The organism is Roseomonas indoligenes (assembly GCF_017813365.1).
GTDB classification, from domain to species: Bacteria; Pseudomonadota; Alphaproteobacteria; order Acetobacterales; family Acetobacteraceae; genus Roseomonas; species Roseomonas indoligenes.
Map to the genome: position 1 here is coordinate 39,444 of NZ_JAGIZA010000002.1, position 19,682 is coordinate 59,125.

Sequence of the window (19,682 nt, forward strand, 5' to 3'; positions counted from 1 at the left end):
GGGGAAGGGTTCTTCCGCCACGGGCCTTCCGTCAATCGGCGGGACGATCACCATTTAGGAAGCGGCGGGTCTCCCGCACCGCCTCGGCCAGCCCCATCCGGTGCACGGCCACCCCTTCCGGCAGGCCGGCGAGGAGGCGGGTGGGGGCGCGGGAGTCCAGCAGCACGAAGACGCCGCGGTCGTCGGCGCGGCGGATCAGGCGGCCGAAGGCCTGGCGCAGGCGGTGGCGGGCGATGGCGTCGTCATAGGATTTCGGTCGCCCGCCCGAGAGGTGGGTCCGGCGCTCACGGTGCAGGATGGTCGGGCGGGGCCAGGGGATGCGGTCGAAGACCAGCAGGCGGAGGGAGCGGCCGGGCACGTCCACGCCGTCCCGCAGGGCGTCGGTGCCCAGCAGGCAGGAGTCCTCCTCCGCCCGGAAGACATCAACGAGGGTGGAGTTGTCCATCGCGTCCACGTGCTGGGCGTAGAGGGGGAGGCCGGCGGCCTCCAGCCCGGGGGCCATGCGGTAATGGGCGTCGCGCAGGCGACGGATGGCGGTGAAGAGGCCGAGGGCGCCGCCGCCGGAGGCGCGGAAGAGCTGTTCCATGGCCATGGCGGCCTGCGGGCCGTCCCGCGCGACATCGGTGACGACGAGGGCCAGGGTCTGGCTCGGGTAGTCGAAGGGGGAGGGAACGGCGGCGCGGATGGCGGGGCTGGCGATGTGGTTCGCGCCGGTGCGGGCCTCGGCCTCCTCCCAGGCGGATTCGGGGTCGCCCTCGCCGCTGTCGCGGAGGGTGGCGCTGGTGATGAGCAGGCCGTGGGCGGGGGCGGCGACGACCGTGGCGAAGGGCTGGGTAGGGTCCAGGAAGTGGCGGTGCAGGGCGGCGTCGATCACGCGGCCCTCGCGCCGGGTGATGGCGAGCCAATCCACGTGGAGGGGGCGGTTGCCCGGCTCCGGCGCGCGGTCGGACAGGGCCTTCAGCATGCCGCGCCAGGCGGCCAGGGGGCGCAGGCCGCGGCGGTCCACGGTGCGGCGGGCGGTGTCCAGGCGGATGCGGTCGCCCGTTTCAAGCTCCGCGTCCGGATCCTCCAGCAGGCCGGTGAGGCGGGCGTGCAGGGCCTGGAGGGGGGTCTCGATGAGGCGGAGGGCGTCTTCCAGGGCGGCCCCGGCCTCGGCGAGGCCGGGGTTCAGGGGGCGGAGGTCGCACTCGGCATCGTAGCCGATATCGGCCTCTGGGCTGCGGGCGAAGACCTGGAGGATGACGCTGCGCAGGAAAGTCTCACCGGGATTGGTCTTCGCGGGGTGGCCGGGGAGGTCCTCCGCGTCCAGGTCGTGCTCCTCCGGCTCGCCGAGGCGGGAGGACCAGCCAGGGCCGGGGAGGCTGCCGGCGTGGCGCAGGGCTTCCTCCATTAGCGGGAGGAGGGCGGGATGGTCTCCGGTGACCTCCTCCAGGCGCCGGCGCAACCCGCGGGCGCGGCCGCGGCCGCCTTCGGCGCCGAGGAGCCAGCGGCGGAGTTCCGCCATCTCGCCGCCCGAGATCTCGGCGGAGAAGGCGGCGTCGGCGGCGTCGAAGAGGTGGTGGCCCTCGTCGAAGACGTAGCGGAGGGCCGGCTTGTCGTCGCCGCCGCCCAATGCCGCCTGGACCATGACGAGGGCGTGGTTGGCGATGACGAGGCGCGCGGTGCGGGCACGGCGGATGGAGTGCTCCACGAAGCAGCGGCGCCAGTGGGGGCAGGCGGAATGGATGCACTCGCCGCGGCGGTCGGTCAGGCCGGCGACGTGGCCCCAGGGGAAGAGCTCGGCGATCCAGCCCGGGAAGTCACCGCCCTGCATGTCGCCGTCCCGCGTGGCGGCCGCCCAGCGGGAGACAAGGGAGAGGGCGAGGAGGCGCGACGGCATGGCGCCGTTCACCGCTTCCTCGTGGTTCAGCAGGCAGAGGTAGTTCTCGCGGCCCTTGCGGATGACGACGTGCTGGCGGCGCTCCGCCGGGTCGGGGAAAAGGCGGAAGAGCTCGCTGTCGATCTGGCGCTGGAGGTTGCGGGTATAGGTGCTGACCCAGACGGGCGCGCCGTTGCGCTCCGCCCAGAGAGAGGCGGGGGCGATATAGCCGAGGGTCTTGCCGGTGCCCGTGCCGGCCTCCGCGAGGACCAGCTGGGGATGCCCTTCGGCCTCGCGCGGGGCGAAGGCGAGGGAGGCGGCGGAGGCGTAGTCGGCCTGGGCGGGGCGGGTCTCGGCGTCCGCGCCGAGGATTTCGGCCAGGCGCCTGCGGGCTTCCAGCGGGGCGACCGGGATGGAGGCGGGCGGCGTGGGGGGCGCCGTTTCCTCCCATTCCGGCAGGCGGCGCCAGACCTTCAGCGCGTCCGTGCCCGGGCGGGCTTCCGGCTGGCCGAGGGCGGCGAGGAGGCTGGGGGCCCAGGGCCAGTCCGAGGCGTCGCGCAGCCGGGCGGCGAGCATCCCGGCATCGCGGTTCAGCAGCGCGTGGCGGGTGGAGGCGAGGCGGCGGAGGAGGGTGGTGGCGATCTCCGGCAGGAGGATCGCGGCGGCCTCGTCGTCCTTCGGCGGATCCATCTCTAGCACCATGGCGAGGCCGCGCGGCGTGGGGGCGGCGAGCTGGGCGGGGAGGATGAAGGCGAAAAGCTCGAGCAGGTCGAAGGCCATGGGGAAGGGCGGCAGGCCGAGGCGGCGGGCCGTGGCGGGGGCGTGGACGAGGAGCGGGGGCGGCAGCTCCGACAGGCGGCCGGCGAGGGCGGCGGTGGGAAGGGTCTCGATCTCGCCGTCGGGCGTCAGGATCGTGGCGCGGCCGATCCCGGCGACCAGGGCGGGGGCCTCGGGCAGCAGAAGGCGGGGCGTTGCCGAGGCGGGCGCCGCGGAGGGGGCCGGGAGCGGAGGCATCGGCGGGTCTATACCCGCTTTGTTCGCAGCGGATAGCCCGCGCCGTCTCCAATTCTTTTCTGTGGAAGAGGGGTTCGGCGCGGCGCTTAGCTTGTATAAGGCGGGCATCCGGGATTGCGGATCAACCAGACGCAGGAAAGCCAAGCGTGAATCACATTGCGCCGTCGGGCAGCACCACGAAGCTGAAGCCGGGTGTCGTGACCGGCCAGGACTACCTGACCCTTCTCGAAGCCTGCCGCGAGGGCGGCTACGCCCTGCCGGCGGTGAACGTGGTGGGGACGAACTCCATCAACGCGGTGCTGGAGGCGGCGGCGAAGAACAAGTCCGACGTCATCATCCAGCTCTCCAACGGCGGCGCGCGCTTCTTCGGCGGCGAGGGCTGCCCGGATGCGGATGCGGCGCGGGTCCTGGGCGCGGTTTCCGCGGCGCAGCACGTGCACACGCTGGCGGCTGCCTACGGCGTCTGCGTGGTCCTGCACACCGACCACGCGGACCGGTCCCTGCTGCCCTGGATCAACAAGCTGATCGACCATGGCGAGGAGCACATGAAGCGGACGGGCAAGCCGCTCTACTCCTCCCACATGATCGACCTGTCGGCCGAGCCGCTGGACGTGAACATCGCGGAGTGCGCGACCGTCCTGAAGCGCATGGCGCCGCTGGGCATGAGCCTGGAGATCGAGCTCGGCGTGACGGGCGGCGAGGAGGACGGGATCGGGCACGACGTGGATGAGAGCGCCGACAACGCGCATCTCTACACGCAGCCCGAGGACGTGCTGAAGGCCTGGGAAGTGCTCTCGCCGATCGGGCACATCACCATGGCGGCATCCTTCGGGAACGTGCACGGCGTGTATGCGCCGGGCAACGTGAAGCTGCGCCCGGAGATCCTGAAGGCCTCGCAGGAGGCGGTGTCCGCGAAGTTCGGCGGCGGCGACAAGCCTATGAGCCTCGTGTTCCACGGCGGCTCGGGCTCCGAGAAGGACAAGATCGCGGAGGCGGTGTCCTACGGCGTGTTCAAGATGAACATCGACACGGACACGCAGTTCGCCTTCTCCGAGCCGGTGGGCGCCTATGTCGACGCCAATCCGGTGGCCTTCAAGCACCAGATCGACCCGGCGACGGGCAAGCCGCAGAAGAAGTTCTACGACCCGCGCAAGTGGCTGCGGGCCGGCGAGAAGGGCGTGGCGAAGCGGCTGGACGAGGCCTTCGCCGATCTGGGTTCGGCCGGGCGCACGCTGGCCGGGTGACGGGATGCGGGCGGGGGTTCCGGCCCCCGCCCGCTATCCGTGGTGCCTGCGGCAAGCTTCGGAGCTGATAGGCAATCCTTATGGGCCTGGGTGGCCCTTTGTATTTCATCCGCCCGATCTACCTCCTTAGGGTCGCGTTTCTCAGCGACTTGGCAGGGAGAGATTCGATATGGCGGACAAGCCGCAAGGTGTGGGCCTGACCACGCGCCAGGGACATCCGGTTTTCGACAACCAGAACTCGCGCACCGTCGGATCGCGCGGCCCGCTGGTGCTGGAGGATTATCAGTTCCTCGAGAAGATCACGCATTTCGACCGGGAGCGGATCCCGGAGCGCGTGGTGCATGCGCGCGGCGCGGCGGCGCACGGCGTGTTCATCCCGACCGGCAAGGCCGGCGAGGATCCGATCACGAAATACACGCGGGCGAAGGTGTTCACCGCCGGCACGGAAACGCCGATCTTCCTGCGCTTCTCCACGGTGATCCATGGCGGGCACAGCCCGGAGACGCTGCGGGATCCGCGCGGTTTCGCGATCAAGTTCTACACGGAGACGGGCAACTGGGATCTGGTGGGAAACAACCTGAAGGTGTTTTTCATCCGCGATCCGCTGAAGTTCCCGGACATGGTCCATGCCTTCAAGCCGGACCCGATCCACAACCGCCAGCAGATGAACCGGTTCTTCGACTTCGTGAGCTGCACGCCCGAAGCGACGCACATGATCACCTGGCTGTTCTCGCCCTGGGGCATCCCGGCCACCTATCGGGAGATGCAGGGATCGGGGGTGAACACCTACAAGCTGGTGGACCCCGAGGGTAGAACGGTGCTCTGCAAGTTCCACTTCCAGCCGCGCCAGGGCATCCGGAACCTGACGGCGGATGAGGCCTCCGCGATCCAGGCGAAGGACTTCAACCACGCCACCGGCGACCTGTACGATTCGATCGAACGGGGCGAGTTCCCGGAGTGGGACTTCTTCATCCAGGTGATGAGCGACGACGAGCATCCCGAGCTGGACTGGGATCCGCTGGATGTCACGAAGCTCTGGCCGGAGGACCAGTTCCCGCTGCTGCATGTCGGCCACATCCAGCTGAACCGGAACCCCGTGGACTACCATAACGAGGTGGAGCAGGTGGCCTTCGGCACGGGCGTGCTGGTGGACGGGATCGACTTCTCCGACGACAAGCTGCTGCAGGGGCGGACCTTCGCCTATTCGGACACGCAGCGTTACCGCGTGGGGCCGAACTACCTGCAACTGCCGATCAACGCGCCGAAATGCCCCTTCGCGACGAACCAGCGCGGCGGGCAAATGAGCTACCACGTGGACGGGGCGGAGCAGGGCGCGAACAAGCACGTGAACTACGAGCCCTCTAACTTCCACGGTCTGGTGGAGCAGCCGCGGCTGGGACCGCCGCCGCGCGTCTTCGTGCAGGGCGAGGTAGGCCGGCAGAAGATCGAGCGGACCAATGACTTCCAGCAGGCCGGGGAGCGGTGGCGGGCGTTCAGCGACTTCGAGCGGGACGATCTGGTGAAGAACCTGGTCGGGGCGCTCTCGGAGTGCGCGCCGGTGATCCGGGAGAAGATGGTCTGCTACTTCATGCAGGCGGATCGCGAGTACGGGCGCCGGGTGGCGGAAGGGCTGGGTATTTCCATGCCGCAGCGCCAGCAGGCGGCGGAGTAGGCCCGGCAGGCCAGTGGCTGAAGGAGGCGGGGGACCCATGGTCCCTCCGCCTTTTTTCTTGTCAGCGGCGCAGGGCGGTCCGCGCGATCTCCGCTTCCGTCGGGGCCGCGATGTGGCGGTATCGCGCCTCGGCGAATTCGAAGGCGCCGAAGGCCGCGAGGCCGAGGGCGACGAGGCCGAAGACCACGGGGCCGAAGTGCTGGTCCTGCACGGCAAGCAGGGCGCCACCCAGGCCGCGCGCCTCCCTCGCATCGGACTGCCAGGCCGCGAGCAGCAGGAAAGCGGCGATGATCAGGAAGACCAGGGAACGGGCCGCGTAGCCGATCCGGCCGAGCGGAATCACCCAGCGCGCCACCGCCGGCCCGCAGGCGAGGTGCTTTCGGAAGGAGGCCGTCCAGACCTTGTGCGCCATGCCGATTGCCGCGCCGAGCACGGCCAGGGCGACGCCGGCTGTCAGCCAGCGGCCGAAGGGCTGGCGGAGGAGCCAGCGCGTCCAGTCGCGGGCGGCCTGTTCCTCGCCGCCGGCCGCGCCGGAGCCGGCAAGAAGGCTGAGGGCGAAGACCCCGAGGCTGGCGTAGACGATGGCGGAGACGAATTGGCCGGCGCGGGCGCCGAGGGCGGACCAGGAGCGGCCGCGCCGGTCCGCGTCCAGCAGGGATTGCAGCAGGCGCCAGAGAGCGAAGCCGAAGAGGCCGAGCGCCACGACCGCGAGCAGCACGCTCCCCCAGGCCTGGGAGAACAGGGCCTCCAGGGCGCCCTTCGAGCCCGTGACCTCTCCGCCCCTGCCGAAGGCGGCGAGCAGCGCCAGGAGACCGATGAGGAGGTTCACGACGCCCCTGGCCGCATAGCCGAGGCGGGCGAGGAGTTCGAGGCGGTTGCGAGCGTATGAAATCGTCATGTCCGGTCCGCGTCGAAAGGCCAGCCAAGAACGTTGTGGGGCGGGCAGTGGTTCGGCCGGGGTGGTCCCGGCAGGGCCGATAGGTGGTCGTGGGACGGGTTGCACGATGTTGATGGCGGTGAGAGGCGGCCGGACGGGATGAGCGCCGATCCTGATGCCCTTGGGGACGCGATGGCGGGGTCTCGTCCGGCGCGGCGCGCCCTGTTCGTTGCCAATGGAAAGAGCCGCCGGGGGGCGGAGGGGGCCGATGCCGCCGCTGCCGCGCTGGAGCAGGGTGGCATCCGCTTGGTGCGCGAGCCCTGTTCCGATGCGGAATCCCTGCGTGCCGCCATCCGCCGCGAGGCCGGTTCCGTGGACATGGTGATCCTGGGCGGCGGGGACGGGACGATGAATTCCGCCGCGCCGGCCCTGATTGAGACGGGGCTGCCGCTCGGCCTGCTTCCGCTGGGCACGGCGAACGACCTGGCCCGGACCCTCGGGATCCCCCTTGATCTGGAGGCGGCGGTGCGGGTGGTGCTCGACGGGCAGCCCCGCCGGATCGACCTGGGGGAGGTCAACGGCCATCCCTACTTCAACGTCGCGAGCATCGGGCTGAGCGTGGCCGTGACGCGGGAGCTGACGGGGGAGGTGAAGCGGCGCTGGGGGCGGTTGGGCTACGCGCTGGCCACCTGCCGCGCGCTCTGGAAGATGCGGCCTTTCCGTGCGGAGATCCGGCATGACGGCGTGTCGCACAGGGTGCGGACCCTGCAGGTGGCGGTTGGGAACGGGCACTACTACGGCGGGGGCATGGCGATCGACGAGGCGGCCGCGATCGATGACGGCCGCCTGAACCTCTACAGCCTGGAGTTCGAGGGGATCTGGAAGCTGGCGATGATCTATCCGGCCTTCCGCTCCGGCCGCCACGGGCTTCGGCAGGAGGTCCGGACCGCGAGCTCCGAGGAGGTGGAGATCCGGACGCGGCGTCCGCGGCCGGTCAACACGGACGGGGAGCTGACGACGCGGACGCCGGCGCGGTTCCGGGTGCTCCCGGGGGCGGTCACCGTTCTGGTGCCGCCCCCGGCGGAGGCCTGAGGGCGGGCGCGGCGGCCGCTTGCCGGGCCCGGCGGCGGGCCTTCTGGATGGAGAGCAGGACCAGCCAGCACAGCAGCGCCCAGGCCGCGCCCACGGCCCAGCCGGCCAGGACGTCGGTTGGCCAGTGGACGCCGAGGTAGACGCGGCTCAGCCCGATGATGACGGTGAGGAACACCGCCACGACCAGGAGGTAGATCTTGACCGGCCATGCCGCCTGCACCCGGGCAAGGAGGGCGCCCAGGGTGAGATAGACGATGGCGGAGAGCATCGCGTGCGCGCTGGGGAAGCTCTGCGTGTAGACCGCGGTGCCGTGGGGGACGAGGTCGGGGCGCGGCCGGTCGAAGCCCCATTTCAGGGCGTGGCTCAGCAGCGTACCGGTGATGAGGGAGGCCGCGATCATGGCGGCGGCCCGGCGCTTCCCCGTGAGGACCAGGAAGCCGGTGATGGAAAGGGAGAGGATGGCGAGCACGACGTTGCCGCCCAGGGCGGTGAGGTCGCGCATGATCTCCTCAAGCCAGCGCGGCCCGATCGGGTCGGAAAGGTCGGCGGGGTTGCGGAGCGCCAGCAGGATCGCGCGGTCGAAGGCGTTGGTGTCGCCCTCGGTCACCTCGGCCGCGAGGTTGACGAAGGCGAAGAGCGAGACGGCCGTGAGGGCGATGGCGATCAGCGTCCACCGCTCCATCCGCGTCACCCGCTCCGGCAGTGCCCAGAGCCAGGCCTTCCGTCCTGCCATCGTCTCCGCCCTCCGATTCCCGGCCATGCCCCTGGCCGGCCGGAAGGGCTAACGCGCGCGGTCGGATTTCGACCGGAGGAAACGGGGAGGGTGGGACCCTCCCCGCCCGTCTCTCAGGCGGCTAGCCCTCAGGCGGCCAGCTTGACCGGCAGGGCCTCGGCGATCTGCACCGCGTTCAGGGCGGCGCCCTTGAGCAGCTGGTCGCCCACCACGAAGAAGTCGATCCCGTGGTCACCGAAGACGAGGCTCTGGCGGACGCGGCCGGCCTCGACGTCGTAGCGGCCGCTGGCGGTCAGCGGCATCGGGTAGGCGGCGTTCGCCACGTCGTCCACCAGCTTCACGCCGGGGGCGTTGGCCAGGGCGGCGCGGGCAGCCTCCGGGGTGATCGGCTTCAGCGTCTCGATCGTCACGGCCTCCGCGTGCGCCCGCAGGGTGGGGACGCGGACGGCGGTGCAGGAAACGAGGAGGTCCGGCAGGCCCATGATCTTCCGGGTCTCCCAGGTGACCTTCATTTCCTCCCGCGTGTAGCCGTTGGGCTGGAAGCTATCGATGTGGGGAATGAGGTTCATCGGCAGCGGGTGGCGGAAGACGCTGTTCTTCGCCGTGCCGCCGTTGAGCAGGACCTCCTTCAGCCCCGTCTCCAGCTCCTCCATGCCCTCGGCGCCCGCGCCGGAGGCGGCCTGGTAGGTGGAGACGATGACGCGCTTCAGGCCGAACTCGGCCTGCAGCGGCGCCAGGGCCACGGCCAGGATGGCGGTAGTGCAGTTCGGGTTGGCGATCAGGCGGGCGCCCTTGGCGGCCCCGGCGTTCACCTCGGGCACCACCAGGGGGACATCGTCGTCCAGGCGGAAGGCGGAGGAGTTGTCCACCACCACGGCGCCGGCGGCCACCAGCTCCTTCGCATGGGCCTTGGACCAGTCGCCGGAGACGGCGAGCAGGGCCAAGTCCAGGCGCGGGGGCTTGGCCGGGTCGTAGACCTCGATCGTTTTCTCGCCGAAGGGGGTCGTAATTCGGGTGCCGGCGCTGCGGGTGGAGGCGAAGAGGCGCAGCTCGGTCACCGGGTAACCGCGGTCACCCAGGACCTGCACCAGTTCCTTGCCGACCGCGCCCGTCGCTCCGAAAACCCCAACGCGCATGACCATTTCATCCTTCGAGGCGTTGTTGCCGGGGCGGGTCGTTGAAGACCCACCCATGCCAGTGTGGCATGGGGCTTATACAGGCGGTGCTGGTTGATGCGAGGCGCTTGTTTCGGAGACCAGACCCGCCCTGCGGCGGAGGCGCCTTGTTTTGGGGCCGTGTGCCTCTCCGTTGACCCCGAGGGGGCGCGGGGGCATGTGGGCCGGGCTATGCAACGTCCCCCCGCCGACCCCTCCCTCCGCGACGTGCGCGCCTGGCCCTTCGAGGAGGCGGCGAAGGTGGCGGACCGCGCCGCGGTGAAAGCCAAGGGGGCGGCGCTGTTCGAGACGGGCTACGGGCCGTCCGGGCTGCCGCATATCGGGACCTTCGGGGAGGTGGCGCGCACGACCTGGGTGCGGCGGGCCTTCGAGCGGCTGACGGGGTTGCCGGGCCGGCTGCTCGCCTTCTCCGACGACATGGACGCGCTGCGGAAGGTGCCGGACAACATCCCGAATGCCGAGCTGCTGCGGGCGAACCTGGGCAAGCCGGTCTCCCGGATTCCGGACCCCTTCGGGACCCATGAGAGCTATGGGGCGCACAACAATGCCCGGCTCCGGGCCTTCCTGGAGGCTTTCGGCTTCGAGTTCGAGTTCGCCTCCTCCACCGACTACTACACCTCCGGCCGCTTCGATGAGGCGCTGCTGCGGATGCTGACGGTGCATGAGGAGGTGCGGCAGGTGATCCTGCCGACGCTGGGGGCGGAGCGGCGGGCGACCTATTCTCCCTTCCTGCCGATTCATCCGAAGACCGGCCTGGTGATGCAGGTGCCGATGGAAGAGGTGCGGCCGGCGGCCGGGACGGTGGTGTGGCGGGACCCGGAAACGGGTGAGCGCTTCGAGACGCCGGTGACGGGCGGCCATGTGAAGGCGCAGTGGAAGGCGGACTGGGCCCTGCGCTGGTACGCGCTGGGCGTGGACTACGAGATGTCCGGCAAGGACCTGATCGACAGCGTGAAGCTCTCCTCCGGCATCTGCAAGGTGCTGGGCGGGGAGCCGCCGGTGGGCTTCACCTACGAGTTGTTCCTGGATGCCCAGGGGCAGAAGATCAGCAAGAGCAAGGGCAACGGGCTGACCATCGACGAGTGGCTGCGCTACGCGCCGCCCGAGAGCCTGTCCCAGTTCATGTACCAGCAACCCGGCCGGGCGAAGCGGCTGCACTTCGACGTCATCCCGCGGGCGACGGACGAGTACCTGGCGAATGTGGAGAAGCTTCGGGCCGCCAATGATCCGGCGAACCCGGCCTGGCACATCCATGGCGGGGCGCTGCCGAACGGGGCGGGGAGCCCGATCACCTTCACCCTGCTGCTGAACCTGGCGCTGGCGGCGAATGCCGAGACGCCGGAGATGCTGTGGGGCTACCTGCGGCGGCACGCGCCGGAGGCGACGCCGGAGGCCTCGCCGATGCTGGCGACCCTGGTGGAGCGGGCCAGCGCCTATTACCGGGACGTGGTGAAGCCGACGAAGACCTTCCGGGCGGCCACCCCGCCGGAGCGGGAAGCGCTGCTGCATCTGGCGGAGCTGCTGCGGGAGAACCAGGGGCGGATCGAGGCGCTGCCGGCGGCAGAGCGCCCGGGGGCCATCCAGGATCTGGTCTATGACGCCGGGCGGCGGGAGCCCTTCCTGCAGCCGGGCAAGGATCCGTCCCGGCCGGGGGTTTCCAGGGCCTGGTTCGCGGCGATCTACCAGGTGCTGCTGGGGCAGGAGGAGGGGCCGCGCTTCGGCGGATTCGTCGCTCTCTACGGCATCCCGGAAACGGCGGCGCTGATCGAGGGGACGCTGGCGAAGGACGTGGCCGCCGCATGAGCTGGGCGCTGATCCGCAAGCACGGGCCGACGGTCTTCGGGCTGGTCCTGCTCGTGGGGGCGCTCTACGTCGTGCAGAAGGAGTTCCGCAACCTTTCGGTGGCGGATGTCGGGCGGGCGCTGGACGGGACGCAGCGGAGCACGCTGTGGATCGCGGGCGGGTGGACGCTGCTCGCCTACGCCGTGCTCACCATCTACGACCGGCTGGGGTCGGTCTATGCGGGGAAGCCGATCTCCTACCTGCGGACGTCGCTGGCTTCCTTCTGCGCCTATACGCTGGCGCACAACATCGGCTTCGCGGCGGTATCCGGCGCCGCGGTGCGGTACCGGTTCTACGCGGCCTGGGGGCTGACGCCGGTCGAGATCGCGAAGGTGATCGCCTTCACCTCCCTTACCTTCGGGCTGGGCGGCTTCGCGCTGGGCGGGCTGGTGCTGGTGCTGGAGCCCTCCGTGCTGCCCTGGGTGGGAGCGGGGGAGGCGGTGCCGGCCTGGGTGGCGCAGGCCGTCGGCGTGCTGATGTGGTGCATCGTGGCCGTCTATCTCGTGCTGTCCCGGGCGCTGCCGCATTTCACGATCTTCAAGCACCGGATCGACCTGCCGGGGTTCCGGATGGCGCTGGCGCAGGTGGTGCTGGCGAGCGTGGACGTGGCGGTGACGGCGGCGATCTTCTACGCGCTGCTGCCGGAAGCGCCGGGGCTGACCTACTGGCGGTTCCTGGGCATCTACATCGCGGCCTATACCGCGGGGCTGGCGGCGAGCGTGCCCGGAGGCCTGGGCGTGTTCGACGGCTTCATCCTGCTGAGCCTCGAGCCCTATCTGCCCTCCGCCCAGGTGGTGGGGGCGGTGCTGCTGTTCCGGCTGTTCTACTACATCGTGCCGCTGTTCCTGGCGGGTGGGCTCTTCGCGGTCTTCGAACTGAACCAGAGGCGTCCCTCCGCGGGAAGGATGCAGACGGAAACCCGGGTGACGGGCGCTCTGGAGGTGCCCGTGCTGTCCGGGCTGACGGGGCTTGGGGGGGCGGTGCTGCTCTTCGTGGGCGCGCTGCCGGCGCGGGCGACGGATATCGCCCTGTGGGGCGGGGAATGGGCGGCGCTGGCGAGCCAATTCGCGGCCTCCATCGTCGGATCCCTGCTGCTGGTCGTCTCCTACGGGATGTTGCGGCGGCTTCGGATCGCCTGGTGGGCGGGGCTGTTCCTGCTGGCCAATGGCGTCTGGATCCTGCTGGTGCGGGGGGATCCCTGGTGGGTGGCGGTGGGCTATCTCGGCACCGGGCTGTTCCTCGCGGCGATGCGGCACGCCTTCTACAGGGACGCGCGACTGACGGGGGAGCCGCTGACGGGGTCCCGGGTCTTCTCGCTCGCGGCCGGGGTGATCTGCGGACTGACCCTGGCGACGGTGGCCTATCACGGGCGCTTCTCCTCCGCGGCCTGGTGGGAGGTGGTGGTGGAGGCCGGGACGCCGGCACCGCTGCGCTTCGCCGTGGTGGCGGCGGTGGCCCTGCTGCTCTTCGCCGCGTTCCGCCTGCTGCGCCCGGCGCGGATCCGCGCGGATGACTATGACGAGTCCGCCCAGGCGCGGCTGATGGGACTGGGGGCGGTTCTGCCCGCCCATGCCGACGGGGTGATCTTCGCCGATGGCGACCGGGCGGGCTTCCCGTTCCGCAAGCTGGATGGGATCTGGGTGGCGGAGGGCGATCCGGTCGGGACGCCGGAGGCGCGGGTCAATGCCATCTGGCGCTTCCGCGACCTGTGCGACACGGCCGGGGTGGCGCCCGCCTTCGCCGGCGTGGGGCAGGGTATGCTGCGCGCCTATGAGCAGGCCGGGATGGCGCCGGTGACGCTGCCGGACGGGCGGGTGATGGTGCTCTCCGGCGAGCAGGACCCGAAGAAGGTGCTGCGACTGCTGGCGGATGGCGCCGCCGGGGATTGATGCCCGGGCCGGGTGTTCCGGTTCTTCGCTGATGGCCTGTGCAGGGCGGGGGAGAAGGAATTCTCCCCGTCCCCGGATCCATCTGCATCATCGTTCCAGGCTGAGGCCGGCTTGGTCCGCGGGCCGCGCCGGCTGTTACTGGCTGGCCCAGACGATGCGGTGCATCCAGGTCAGTTCCTCCAGCCCGAAGCTGTAGTTCGGATGGGCGGGGTTGAGGCTGGCGAGTTCCACGCGGCGGGCGGATTGGCGGAGGAGTTCCTTCGCCATCACCTCGCCGCCTTTGGTGCGGACCACGACACGGTCGCCGCGACGGACGGGGGCGGAAGGGGAGACGATGATGATGTCGCCGTCCCGGAAGACGGGCTCCATGGAGTCGCCGCTAATCTCCAGGGCATAGGCATTGGGGTCGCCGACCTCGGGCAGGCTGATCTCGTCCCAGCCACCGCCGACGGGGTAGCCGCCATCGTCGAAATACCCGGAGCTGCCGGCCTGGGCGAGGCCGATGAGGGGGATGCGGCGGCTCGGACGGGTGGCGGTGCGGAGGTTGCCGGTGATGAGGCTGGCGAACTCGTCCATGCCGGAGCCGGTGGCGGCGAGGACCTTCGCCACGCTCTCGGTGGAGGGCCAGCGGGCGCGACCGTCCGGGCCGATGCGCTTCGAGGGGTTGAAGGCGGTCGGGTCGAGTCCCGCCCTGCGGGCGAGGCCGGAGGCGGAGAGGCCGTTTTCCGCCGCCAGGGCATCGAGCGCGCGCCAGATGTCGCTGTGCTGCATGTCACCTATCTTATAGGTGGGGAATCTGGGGGCAACAGGAATTCGATCATAGAATCGGCTTGACGGTCACATCGACGTGGGTTGATGTTCACGTTGTGTTCGCAACCGATAGGGATCAGCCCCCGATGACCCGTCCTGTTTCCGGCGCCCTGCGCGCCCCTTCGCCCACCTTGTCGAGCATTGGTAAGGTCCAACCTTTCATCGATGCCGAGGAGGCCTGGTTCTGGACCATGGCCGCCCTGGTCGCCCGGCGCGACGGCGCGCGGATCGTTTCCGGCCGCGGGCTGGTGACGCGGCCCTGCGAGCCGGATGACGTGGTGAAGTGCCTGGACCGGCTGTACCGGCAGCGCCGGATCGACCTGGCCCATGCGCGCATCATGCGAATCTGGGGAGAGCGCGGCGTGGCGCCCGACCCGAGGGCCCTGCGCGAGCGCGGCGACTATCGGCTGTGGCGCGAGGCGATGGAGCGGCTGGACTGGCCGCTGCGGATGAAGGGGATCGTTGCCGGTCCCGCACCGGGCGGGGCCGAGGGCGACGTCGTCGCCTTCCCGAAGGCCTGAATCGCTCATGATTCACGTGCCGACCGTGCCGGCGCCCGACCTGATCGCCGCCACGGGAAACCGGGGCGGCGATCGTCGTTCGCGGGCCGGACCCGCCGGGGCGGGGCATCGCCGCGCGGCCGATTCGCGGCCGCAGGCTCTGTGGATCGCCTTCGGTGGCGGGGCGGACCAGGGCTGGGCACGGCTGCTTCGGCCGGGGTTCCGGCACTGCTTCGCGGGGCTGTGGGACGAGGCGGGATGGACCGTGCTGGACCCTCTCTCGGGCCGGCTGCTGGTGACGCGGCTGGCGGTCGATCCCGGGTTCGACCTGCCGGGGTTCTGGCGGCGGGCGGGGTGTCGGGTGCTCGGGCCTTTCGTGCCGGGTGCGCCGGCGCGGCGCCTGCCGGAGGTGGTTCCGCTCTCCTGCGTGTCGATGTGCCGGGCGGTGCTGGGGCCCCGCGCACCCTTCGCGCTGACGCCCTATGGGCTGTTTCAACGTCTGGATAAACTTTCCCAACAAAAGGAAAATGTTCTTGACGAAGGCGTCGTGGCCGGCTAGACCCCTCTTGTCAACGGGTGAGTTGCGCCCGGTGGCTTCCTCCCCCGATGCACCAAACCTTCGCAGGCCCGGCCCGGATCCTTCCGGCGCCGGGCCTGTTCGTTTGCGGGCCGGGGGTTCCGAGCAGAGGAGCAGGCCGGCGCATGGGCGAGAGCATCCCTTTCCCGCCGCACCCCGAGGGGGAGATGGCGGCATGACGCCCGACGAGATCATCCTGCGCGCCGAGCGCGCCCTGGAGCGCCGGCGGCCCTGGGAGGGTGTTTGGCGGGACTGCTACGACCACGTCCTGGCGGGCACGCCGGGCTCGGGCGGCCCCGCGCTGTATGACGGGACGGCGGCGGATGCGGCGGAGCATCTGGCGGCCTCCCTGCTGGCCGAGTTAACGCCGCCCTGGTCGCGCTGGTTCGGTCTCTCGCCCGTGGACGAGGGGATGGACCCGGAGGTTCTGGAGCGGGCGGCGGAGGTGCTGCAGGGGCATCTGGACCAGTCCAACTTCGCGCTCGAGATGCACCAGGCCTTCCTGGACCTCGTGGTGGCCGGGACGGGCGTGGTGTTCGTGGAGGAGGCGGCGCCGGGCGAGCCCTCCGCCCTGCGCTTTACGGCGGTGCCGCTGCGAGAGGCGGTGCTGGAAGAGGGCGCGACCGGGCGGCTGGACACGGTGTTCCGTCTCGTGCGGATGACGGCGGACGCGATGGCGGCGCGCTACCCGGAAGCGGTCCTGCCGGCCGGGATCTTCCAGTCCGGCGATGTCGAGGCGACGCACAAGGTGATCGAAGCGGTGTGGCCGGGGCGTTCCGGGCCGCGCTTCGCGGCGGTGCTGGAGTGGGACGGGCGCGGGACGCTGCTGGCGAGCGGGCGGTTCGAGGAGAGCCCCTTCCTCGCCTTCCGCTGGCTGAAGGCGCCGGGCGAGACCTATGGCCGCGGTCCCGTGATGAAGGCGCTGCCGGATATCCGCACGGCGAACAAGGTGGTGGAGTTGGTGCTGAAGAACGCCTCCATCGCCGCGACCGGGATCTGGCAGGCCGATGACGACGGGGTGCTGAACCCGGCGACGGTGCGGCTGGAGCCGGGAAGCATCATCCCGAAAGCGGTCGGCTCGGCGGGGCTAACGCCGCTGGCGGCGCCGGGGTCCTTCGACGTGTCGCAGCTGGTGCTGACGGACATGCGGGCGCGAATTCGCGCCGCGCTGCTGGCGGACCGGCTCTCCGTTCCGCAGCAGCCGGGGATGACCGCGACGGAGGTGCTGGAGCGGAGCGCGGAGACGGCGCGGCTGCTCGGCGCGACCTATGGCCGGCTGCAGGCGGAGCTGCTGACGCCGCTGGTGGCGCGCTGCCTGTCGATCCTGCGGCGGCGCGGGGAGGTGCCGCCGATCCTGCTGGACGGGGCGGAGGCGCGGATCGCCTACCAGTCGCCGCTGGCGCGGGTGCAGGGGCGGGCGGATGCCTCCAACACCCTGTTGTTCCTTCAGGCCGTGGCGGCGCTGGGGCCGGGGGCGGCGGGGGTCGTGGACCTGCCCGCGGCGGCCCGGCACCTGGCCCGCACCCTTGCCGCCCCGGCCGCCATCCTGGCGCCCGCGCCCAACCCGATGCCCGAACAGGAGCCCAGCGCATGAGCGAGAACCTGCTGGAGATCGAGACCGATCCCGAGGAGGCGGAGGCAGTGCCCGAGCGTCTAGAGCGACCGGAGGAGGTGCCGGAGAAGTTCTGGGACGCTGAGCGCGGCGCGCTGCGGACGGAGGCGCTGCTGAAGTCCTACCGCGAGCTGGAGCGGAAGCTTTCCGCCCGCCTCGCGCCGCCGGGCGAGGACGCGCCGGAGGAGGAGCGCCAGCGCTTCCGCCGGGCCATCGGCGTGCCGGAGACGGCCGAGGAGTATGTGGTGGAGCAGCGCCACGAGCTGGTGGGTGCCGACCCCGAGGTGAACGCCATGTCGCATAAGGCGGGTTTCACCCCGGCGCAGGTGCAGGTGGTCTACGACCTGGCGGCGGATCGGCTGCTGCCGATCGTGGCCGAGGCGGCGGGGCAGTTCGAGGCGGAGCGCCAGCGGGACCGGCTGCGGGCCGAGTTCGGCGGGGAGGAGCGGTTTCGGCGCACGGCGAAGCAGATCGCCGCTTGGGGCCGCGCCAACCTGCCTGCCGAAGTGGTGGCCGCGCTTTCGACCACTGCGGACGGGGTGATCGCGCTGCACCGCATGATGGAGAAAGGTGAGCCCGTCCTGGCGCGGCAGGGGGCGGCCCCGGAGCCAATGGACGAGGCGGGGCTGCGCAAAATGATGCGCGATCCCCGCTACTGGCGAAGCCGGGAGCCGGACTTCGTGAAGAAGGTGACTGAAGGCTTTCGGCGGCTCACGGGAGGGTGATGCAAGACTCTCAACCTGATCTTCAGGTTTTCTGGCTAAGCTACTGAAACCGGAATCGGGAAGCGGCGTTTTCCCGATACCTTCATGCGACGGGCAGTCACCGACTGCATCCCCCCAAGGGTGGCTCCCGTCCGCGCCGGTCCCGCATCCCCCCTCGTGCGGGCCGGCTGCGGGGGCGGGCGGCACCCTACTTCCCCCTGGTGCCGCCTGCCCCCGTCCTACTTCCCGAAAGGGCCCCCTCCGCATCGCGGGGCGGGGCCCTTCTTCGTTCTTATCCCCTTTCCGGCGCGACCAACCTGCCCGGCCCTATCGGGCCGCGGCGGGCGCGCGCCGTTCCGCGCGCCGCCCGGCCCCGGTTCGCCGTGCCAACCGGTCGGCCGCACGCCTGCGCCCCAGAACCCCATCCGAAGGAGGACCGCGTGTCCGCCACGATCGACCAGGCTTTCGTGAAGCAGTTCCAGGCCGAGGTGCACGAGGCCTATCAGCGCCAGGGCAGCAAGCTTCGCCCGACCGTGCGCTCCAAGACAGGCATCCACGGTGCCTCCACCGTCTTCCCGCGCGTCGGCAAGGGCACCGCGGCGGCGAAGGCGCGCAACGGCGTGGTGCCGGTGATGAACCTCGACTACTCCGCGGTGGAGTGCTTCCTGCAGGACTACTACGCCGGCGAGTGGGTGGATAAGCTCGACGACGTGAAGTCCAGCGTGGATGAGCGCGCGGTGGTGGCGAATGCCGGTGCCTATGCGCTGGGCCGCAAGACGGACGAGCTGATCATCGCCGCCCTCGACACCGCGACTCAGGAGGCGGTGGGCACCGCGGCCGGCACGACCGATACGGACGGGCTGACGAAGGCGAAGGTGCTGCTGGCCTTCGAGGCGCTGGGCGCCGCCGATGTGCCGGATGACGGCAACCGCTACGCCGTGGTGGGCTGGAAGCAGTGGAGCCAGCTGCTGCAGATCGAGGAGTTCGCCAATTCCGACTACGTCGGCGAGGCGGACCTGCCCTGGAAGGGCATGCAGGCCAAGCGCTGGCTCGGCGCGCTGTGGATGCCGCATTCCGGCCTGACGAAGAGCGGTAACCTGCGCTTCTGCTACTTCTACCACCGCACGGCGCTCGGCCATGCCGTGGCGCAGGACGTGATGACCGACATCACCTGGCACGGCGACCGCGCCGCGCATTTCGTGAACAATATGATGAGCCAGGGCGCGGTGCTGATCGACGGCGTCGGCGTCGTGCGGATGCGCGCGGCGGAGTGACCGGCCCGACGCCCTGACGAGGGGCCGCGCGGCGATGCCGCGCGGCCTTTCCTCCCTCACGAGACAACGCGCGCGCTGCTGCCCCCCTTGCCTGCCGGGGAGCCGGTGCGCGCGGCGCGTGGGGCCGGTGCTTGCGGTGCACCGCCTGTTCCGCGCCCGCTCTGGCGCGACGTTCGCGGCCGCACCGGCGCCGGCCCCCGCGCAATCCCTTCCTCATTCCTGAACTGGAGGCACCGAACCGATGGCGCTGTCCGCCCTCGCCCTCTGCTCGCGCGCGCTGCTCAAGGTCGGCGCGCAGCCCATCGCCTCCCTCGAAGAAGGAACCGCCGAGGCGGAGGTCGCGGCCAACCTCTACCCGGGCACGCGGGACGCGCTGCTCTCCTGCCATCCCTGGTCCTTCGCGACGGGGCAGGCCGAGCTGAACCGGCTCGATGCGGTGCCGGTGGCCGATCTCTCCAACGCGTTCCAGCTGCCGGCGGGGCTGCTGCGCGTGATCTCCGCCGGCAGCGGGCGCGGGCGGGGGATCGTCTACCGGATCCAGGAGGGCCGGCTGCAAGCCGATCCCTATCAGGTGACCCTGACCTACGTGGTCCGCCCGGCGGAGGCCGAGTTCCCGCCCTTCTTCGCGGCGGCCCTGGTCGCGCGGCTGGCGGCGGAGTTCTGCCTGCCGCTGACGGAGAGCACCTCCCGCGCGGACATGCTGCACCGGATCGCGGAGACGGAGCTGCGCCAGGCTCGGCTGGCGGACAGCCAGCAGGCGACGCCGAAGGCCATCGACGGCTTCACGCTGATCGGCGCGCGGGGCTGAT

At 70.9% G+C, this 19,682-nt stretch carries 16 protein-coding genes; 11 read left to right on the plus strand and 5 right to left on the minus strand.

The window, feature by feature from the left end:
- Window positions 1–31: 31 nt before the first annotated feature.
- On the minus strand, window positions 32–2,872 hold the full coding sequence (locus tag J5Y10_RS02590) for an ATP-dependent DNA helicase (RefSeq protein ID WP_209370399.1): 2,841 nt from the start codon (window positions 2,870–2,872) through the stop codon (window positions 32–34).
- A 146-nt stretch (window positions 2,873–3,018) separates the two neighbouring features.
- Between J5Y10_RS02590 and fbaA the strand changes: the two genes are divergently transcribed.
- Together fbaA and J5Y10_RS02600 are read left to right on the plus strand one after the other, a co-directional pair.
- A complete protein-coding gene (fbaA, locus tag J5Y10_RS02595; RefSeq protein ID WP_209370401.1) occupies window positions 3,019–4,116 on the plus strand; it encodes a class II fructose-bisphosphate aldolase in 1,098 nt (365 codons plus the stop codon).
- A gap of 169 nt (window positions 4,117–4,285) precedes the next feature.
- Window positions 4,286–5,788: a catalase gene (locus J5Y10_RS02600; RefSeq protein ID WP_209370403.1), complete on the plus strand. Its 1,503-nt coding sequence runs from the start codon at window positions 4,286–4,288 to the stop codon at window positions 5,786–5,788.
- Window positions 5,789–5,849: 61 nt separating this feature from the next.
- Here J5Y10_RS02600 and J5Y10_RS02605 read toward each other — a convergent pair whose 3' ends face one another.
- Window positions 5,850–6,686: a DUF1206 domain-containing protein gene (locus tag J5Y10_RS02605; protein ID WP_209370404.1), complete on the minus strand. Its 837-nt coding sequence runs from the start codon at window positions 6,684–6,686 to the stop codon at window positions 5,850–5,852.
- Window positions 6,687–6,824: 138 nt separating this feature from the next.
- Here J5Y10_RS02605 and J5Y10_RS02610 point away from each other — a divergent pair, with 138 nt between their 5' ends.
- The gene (locus J5Y10_RS02610; protein WP_245214259.1) at window positions 6,825–7,757 is read left to right on the plus strand and encodes a lipid kinase; all 933 of its coding nucleotides are present in this window, start codon (window positions 6,825–6,827) and stop codon (window positions 7,755–7,757) included.
- Here the strand turns inward: J5Y10_RS02610 and J5Y10_RS02615 are convergent.
- Together J5Y10_RS02615 and J5Y10_RS02620 are read right to left on the minus strand one after the other, a co-directional pair.
- Window positions 7,723–8,490: a phosphatase PAP2 family protein gene (locus tag J5Y10_RS02615; protein ID WP_245214260.1), complete on the minus strand. Its 768-nt coding sequence runs from the start codon at window positions 8,488–8,490 to the stop codon at window positions 7,723–7,725. The genes J5Y10_RS02610 and J5Y10_RS02615 overlap by 35 nt on opposite strands.
- A gap of 128 nt (window positions 8,491–8,618) precedes the next feature.
- Complete coding sequence (locus tag J5Y10_RS02620) at window positions 8,619–9,626, minus strand: aspartate-semialdehyde dehydrogenase (protein ID WP_209370412.1); 1,008 nt, start codon at window positions 9,624–9,626, stop codon at window positions 8,619–8,621.
- 210 nt (window positions 9,627–9,836) lie between these two features.
- On the opposite strand from J5Y10_RS02620, the gene J5Y10_RS02625 reads away from it, so the two are divergent.
- Window positions 9,837–11,468, plus strand: a complete 1,632-nt coding sequence (locus J5Y10_RS02625) for a lysine--tRNA ligase (RefSeq protein ID WP_209370414.1) — start codon at window positions 9,837–9,839, stop codon at window positions 11,466–11,468.
- Window positions 11,465–13,396 (plus strand): lysylphosphatidylglycerol synthase domain-containing protein, encoded by a 1,932-nt coding sequence (locus tag J5Y10_RS02630; RefSeq protein WP_209370422.1) that lies wholly within the window; start codon window positions 11,465–11,467, stop codon window positions 13,394–13,396. Before J5Y10_RS02625 ends, J5Y10_RS02630 begins: the two co-directional genes overlap by 4 nt.
- Window positions 13,397–13,531: 135 nt before the next feature.
- Here the strand turns inward: J5Y10_RS02630 and J5Y10_RS02635 are convergent, their stop codons facing one another.
- Window positions 13,532–14,167, minus strand: a complete 636-nt coding sequence (locus tag J5Y10_RS02635; RefSeq protein WP_209370424.1) for a S24 family peptidase — start codon at window positions 14,165–14,167, stop codon at window positions 13,532–13,534.
- 125 nt (window positions 14,168–14,292) lie between these two features.
- On the opposite strand from J5Y10_RS02635, the gene J5Y10_RS02640 reads away from it, so the two are divergent.
- From J5Y10_RS02640 to J5Y10_RS02665, 6 genes are all read left to right on the plus strand, one after another.
- On the plus strand, window positions 14,293–14,727 hold the full coding sequence (locus tag J5Y10_RS02640; protein ID WP_209370426.1) for a hypothetical protein: 435 nt from the start codon (window positions 14,293–14,295) through the stop codon (window positions 14,725–14,727).
- A 7-nt stretch (window positions 14,728–14,734) separates the two neighbouring features.
- Window positions 14,735–15,265 (plus strand): hypothetical protein, encoded by a 531-nt coding sequence (locus tag J5Y10_RS02645; RefSeq protein ID WP_209370428.1) that lies wholly within the window; start codon window positions 14,735–14,737, stop codon window positions 15,263–15,265.
- A 193-nt stretch (window positions 15,266–15,458) separates the two neighbouring features.
- Window positions 15,459–16,877: a portal protein gene (locus J5Y10_RS02650; protein ID WP_209370430.1), complete on the plus strand. Its 1,419-nt coding sequence runs from the start codon at window positions 15,459–15,461 to the stop codon at window positions 16,875–16,877.
- Window positions 16,874–17,620 carry a capsid assembly protein gene (locus tag J5Y10_RS02655; protein WP_209370437.1) on the plus strand — a complete coding sequence of 249 codons (747 nt, stop codon included), beginning with the start codon at window positions 16,874–16,876 and terminating at the stop codon, window positions 17,618–17,620. The genes J5Y10_RS02650 and J5Y10_RS02655 overlap by 4 nt, the downstream gene beginning before the upstream one ends.
- A gap of 419 nt (window positions 17,621–18,039) precedes the next feature.
- Entirely contained in the window at window positions 18,040–18,873 is an 834-nt protein-coding gene (locus J5Y10_RS02660) for a phage capsid protein (protein ID WP_209370439.1), read from the plus strand.
- A gap of 241 nt (window positions 18,874–19,114) precedes the next feature.
- Window positions 19,115–19,681, plus strand: a complete 567-nt coding sequence (locus J5Y10_RS02665; protein WP_209370441.1) for a phage connector family protein — start codon at window positions 19,115–19,117, stop codon at window positions 19,679–19,681.
- The last annotated feature ends 1 nt before the right edge of the window (window position 19,682 follow it).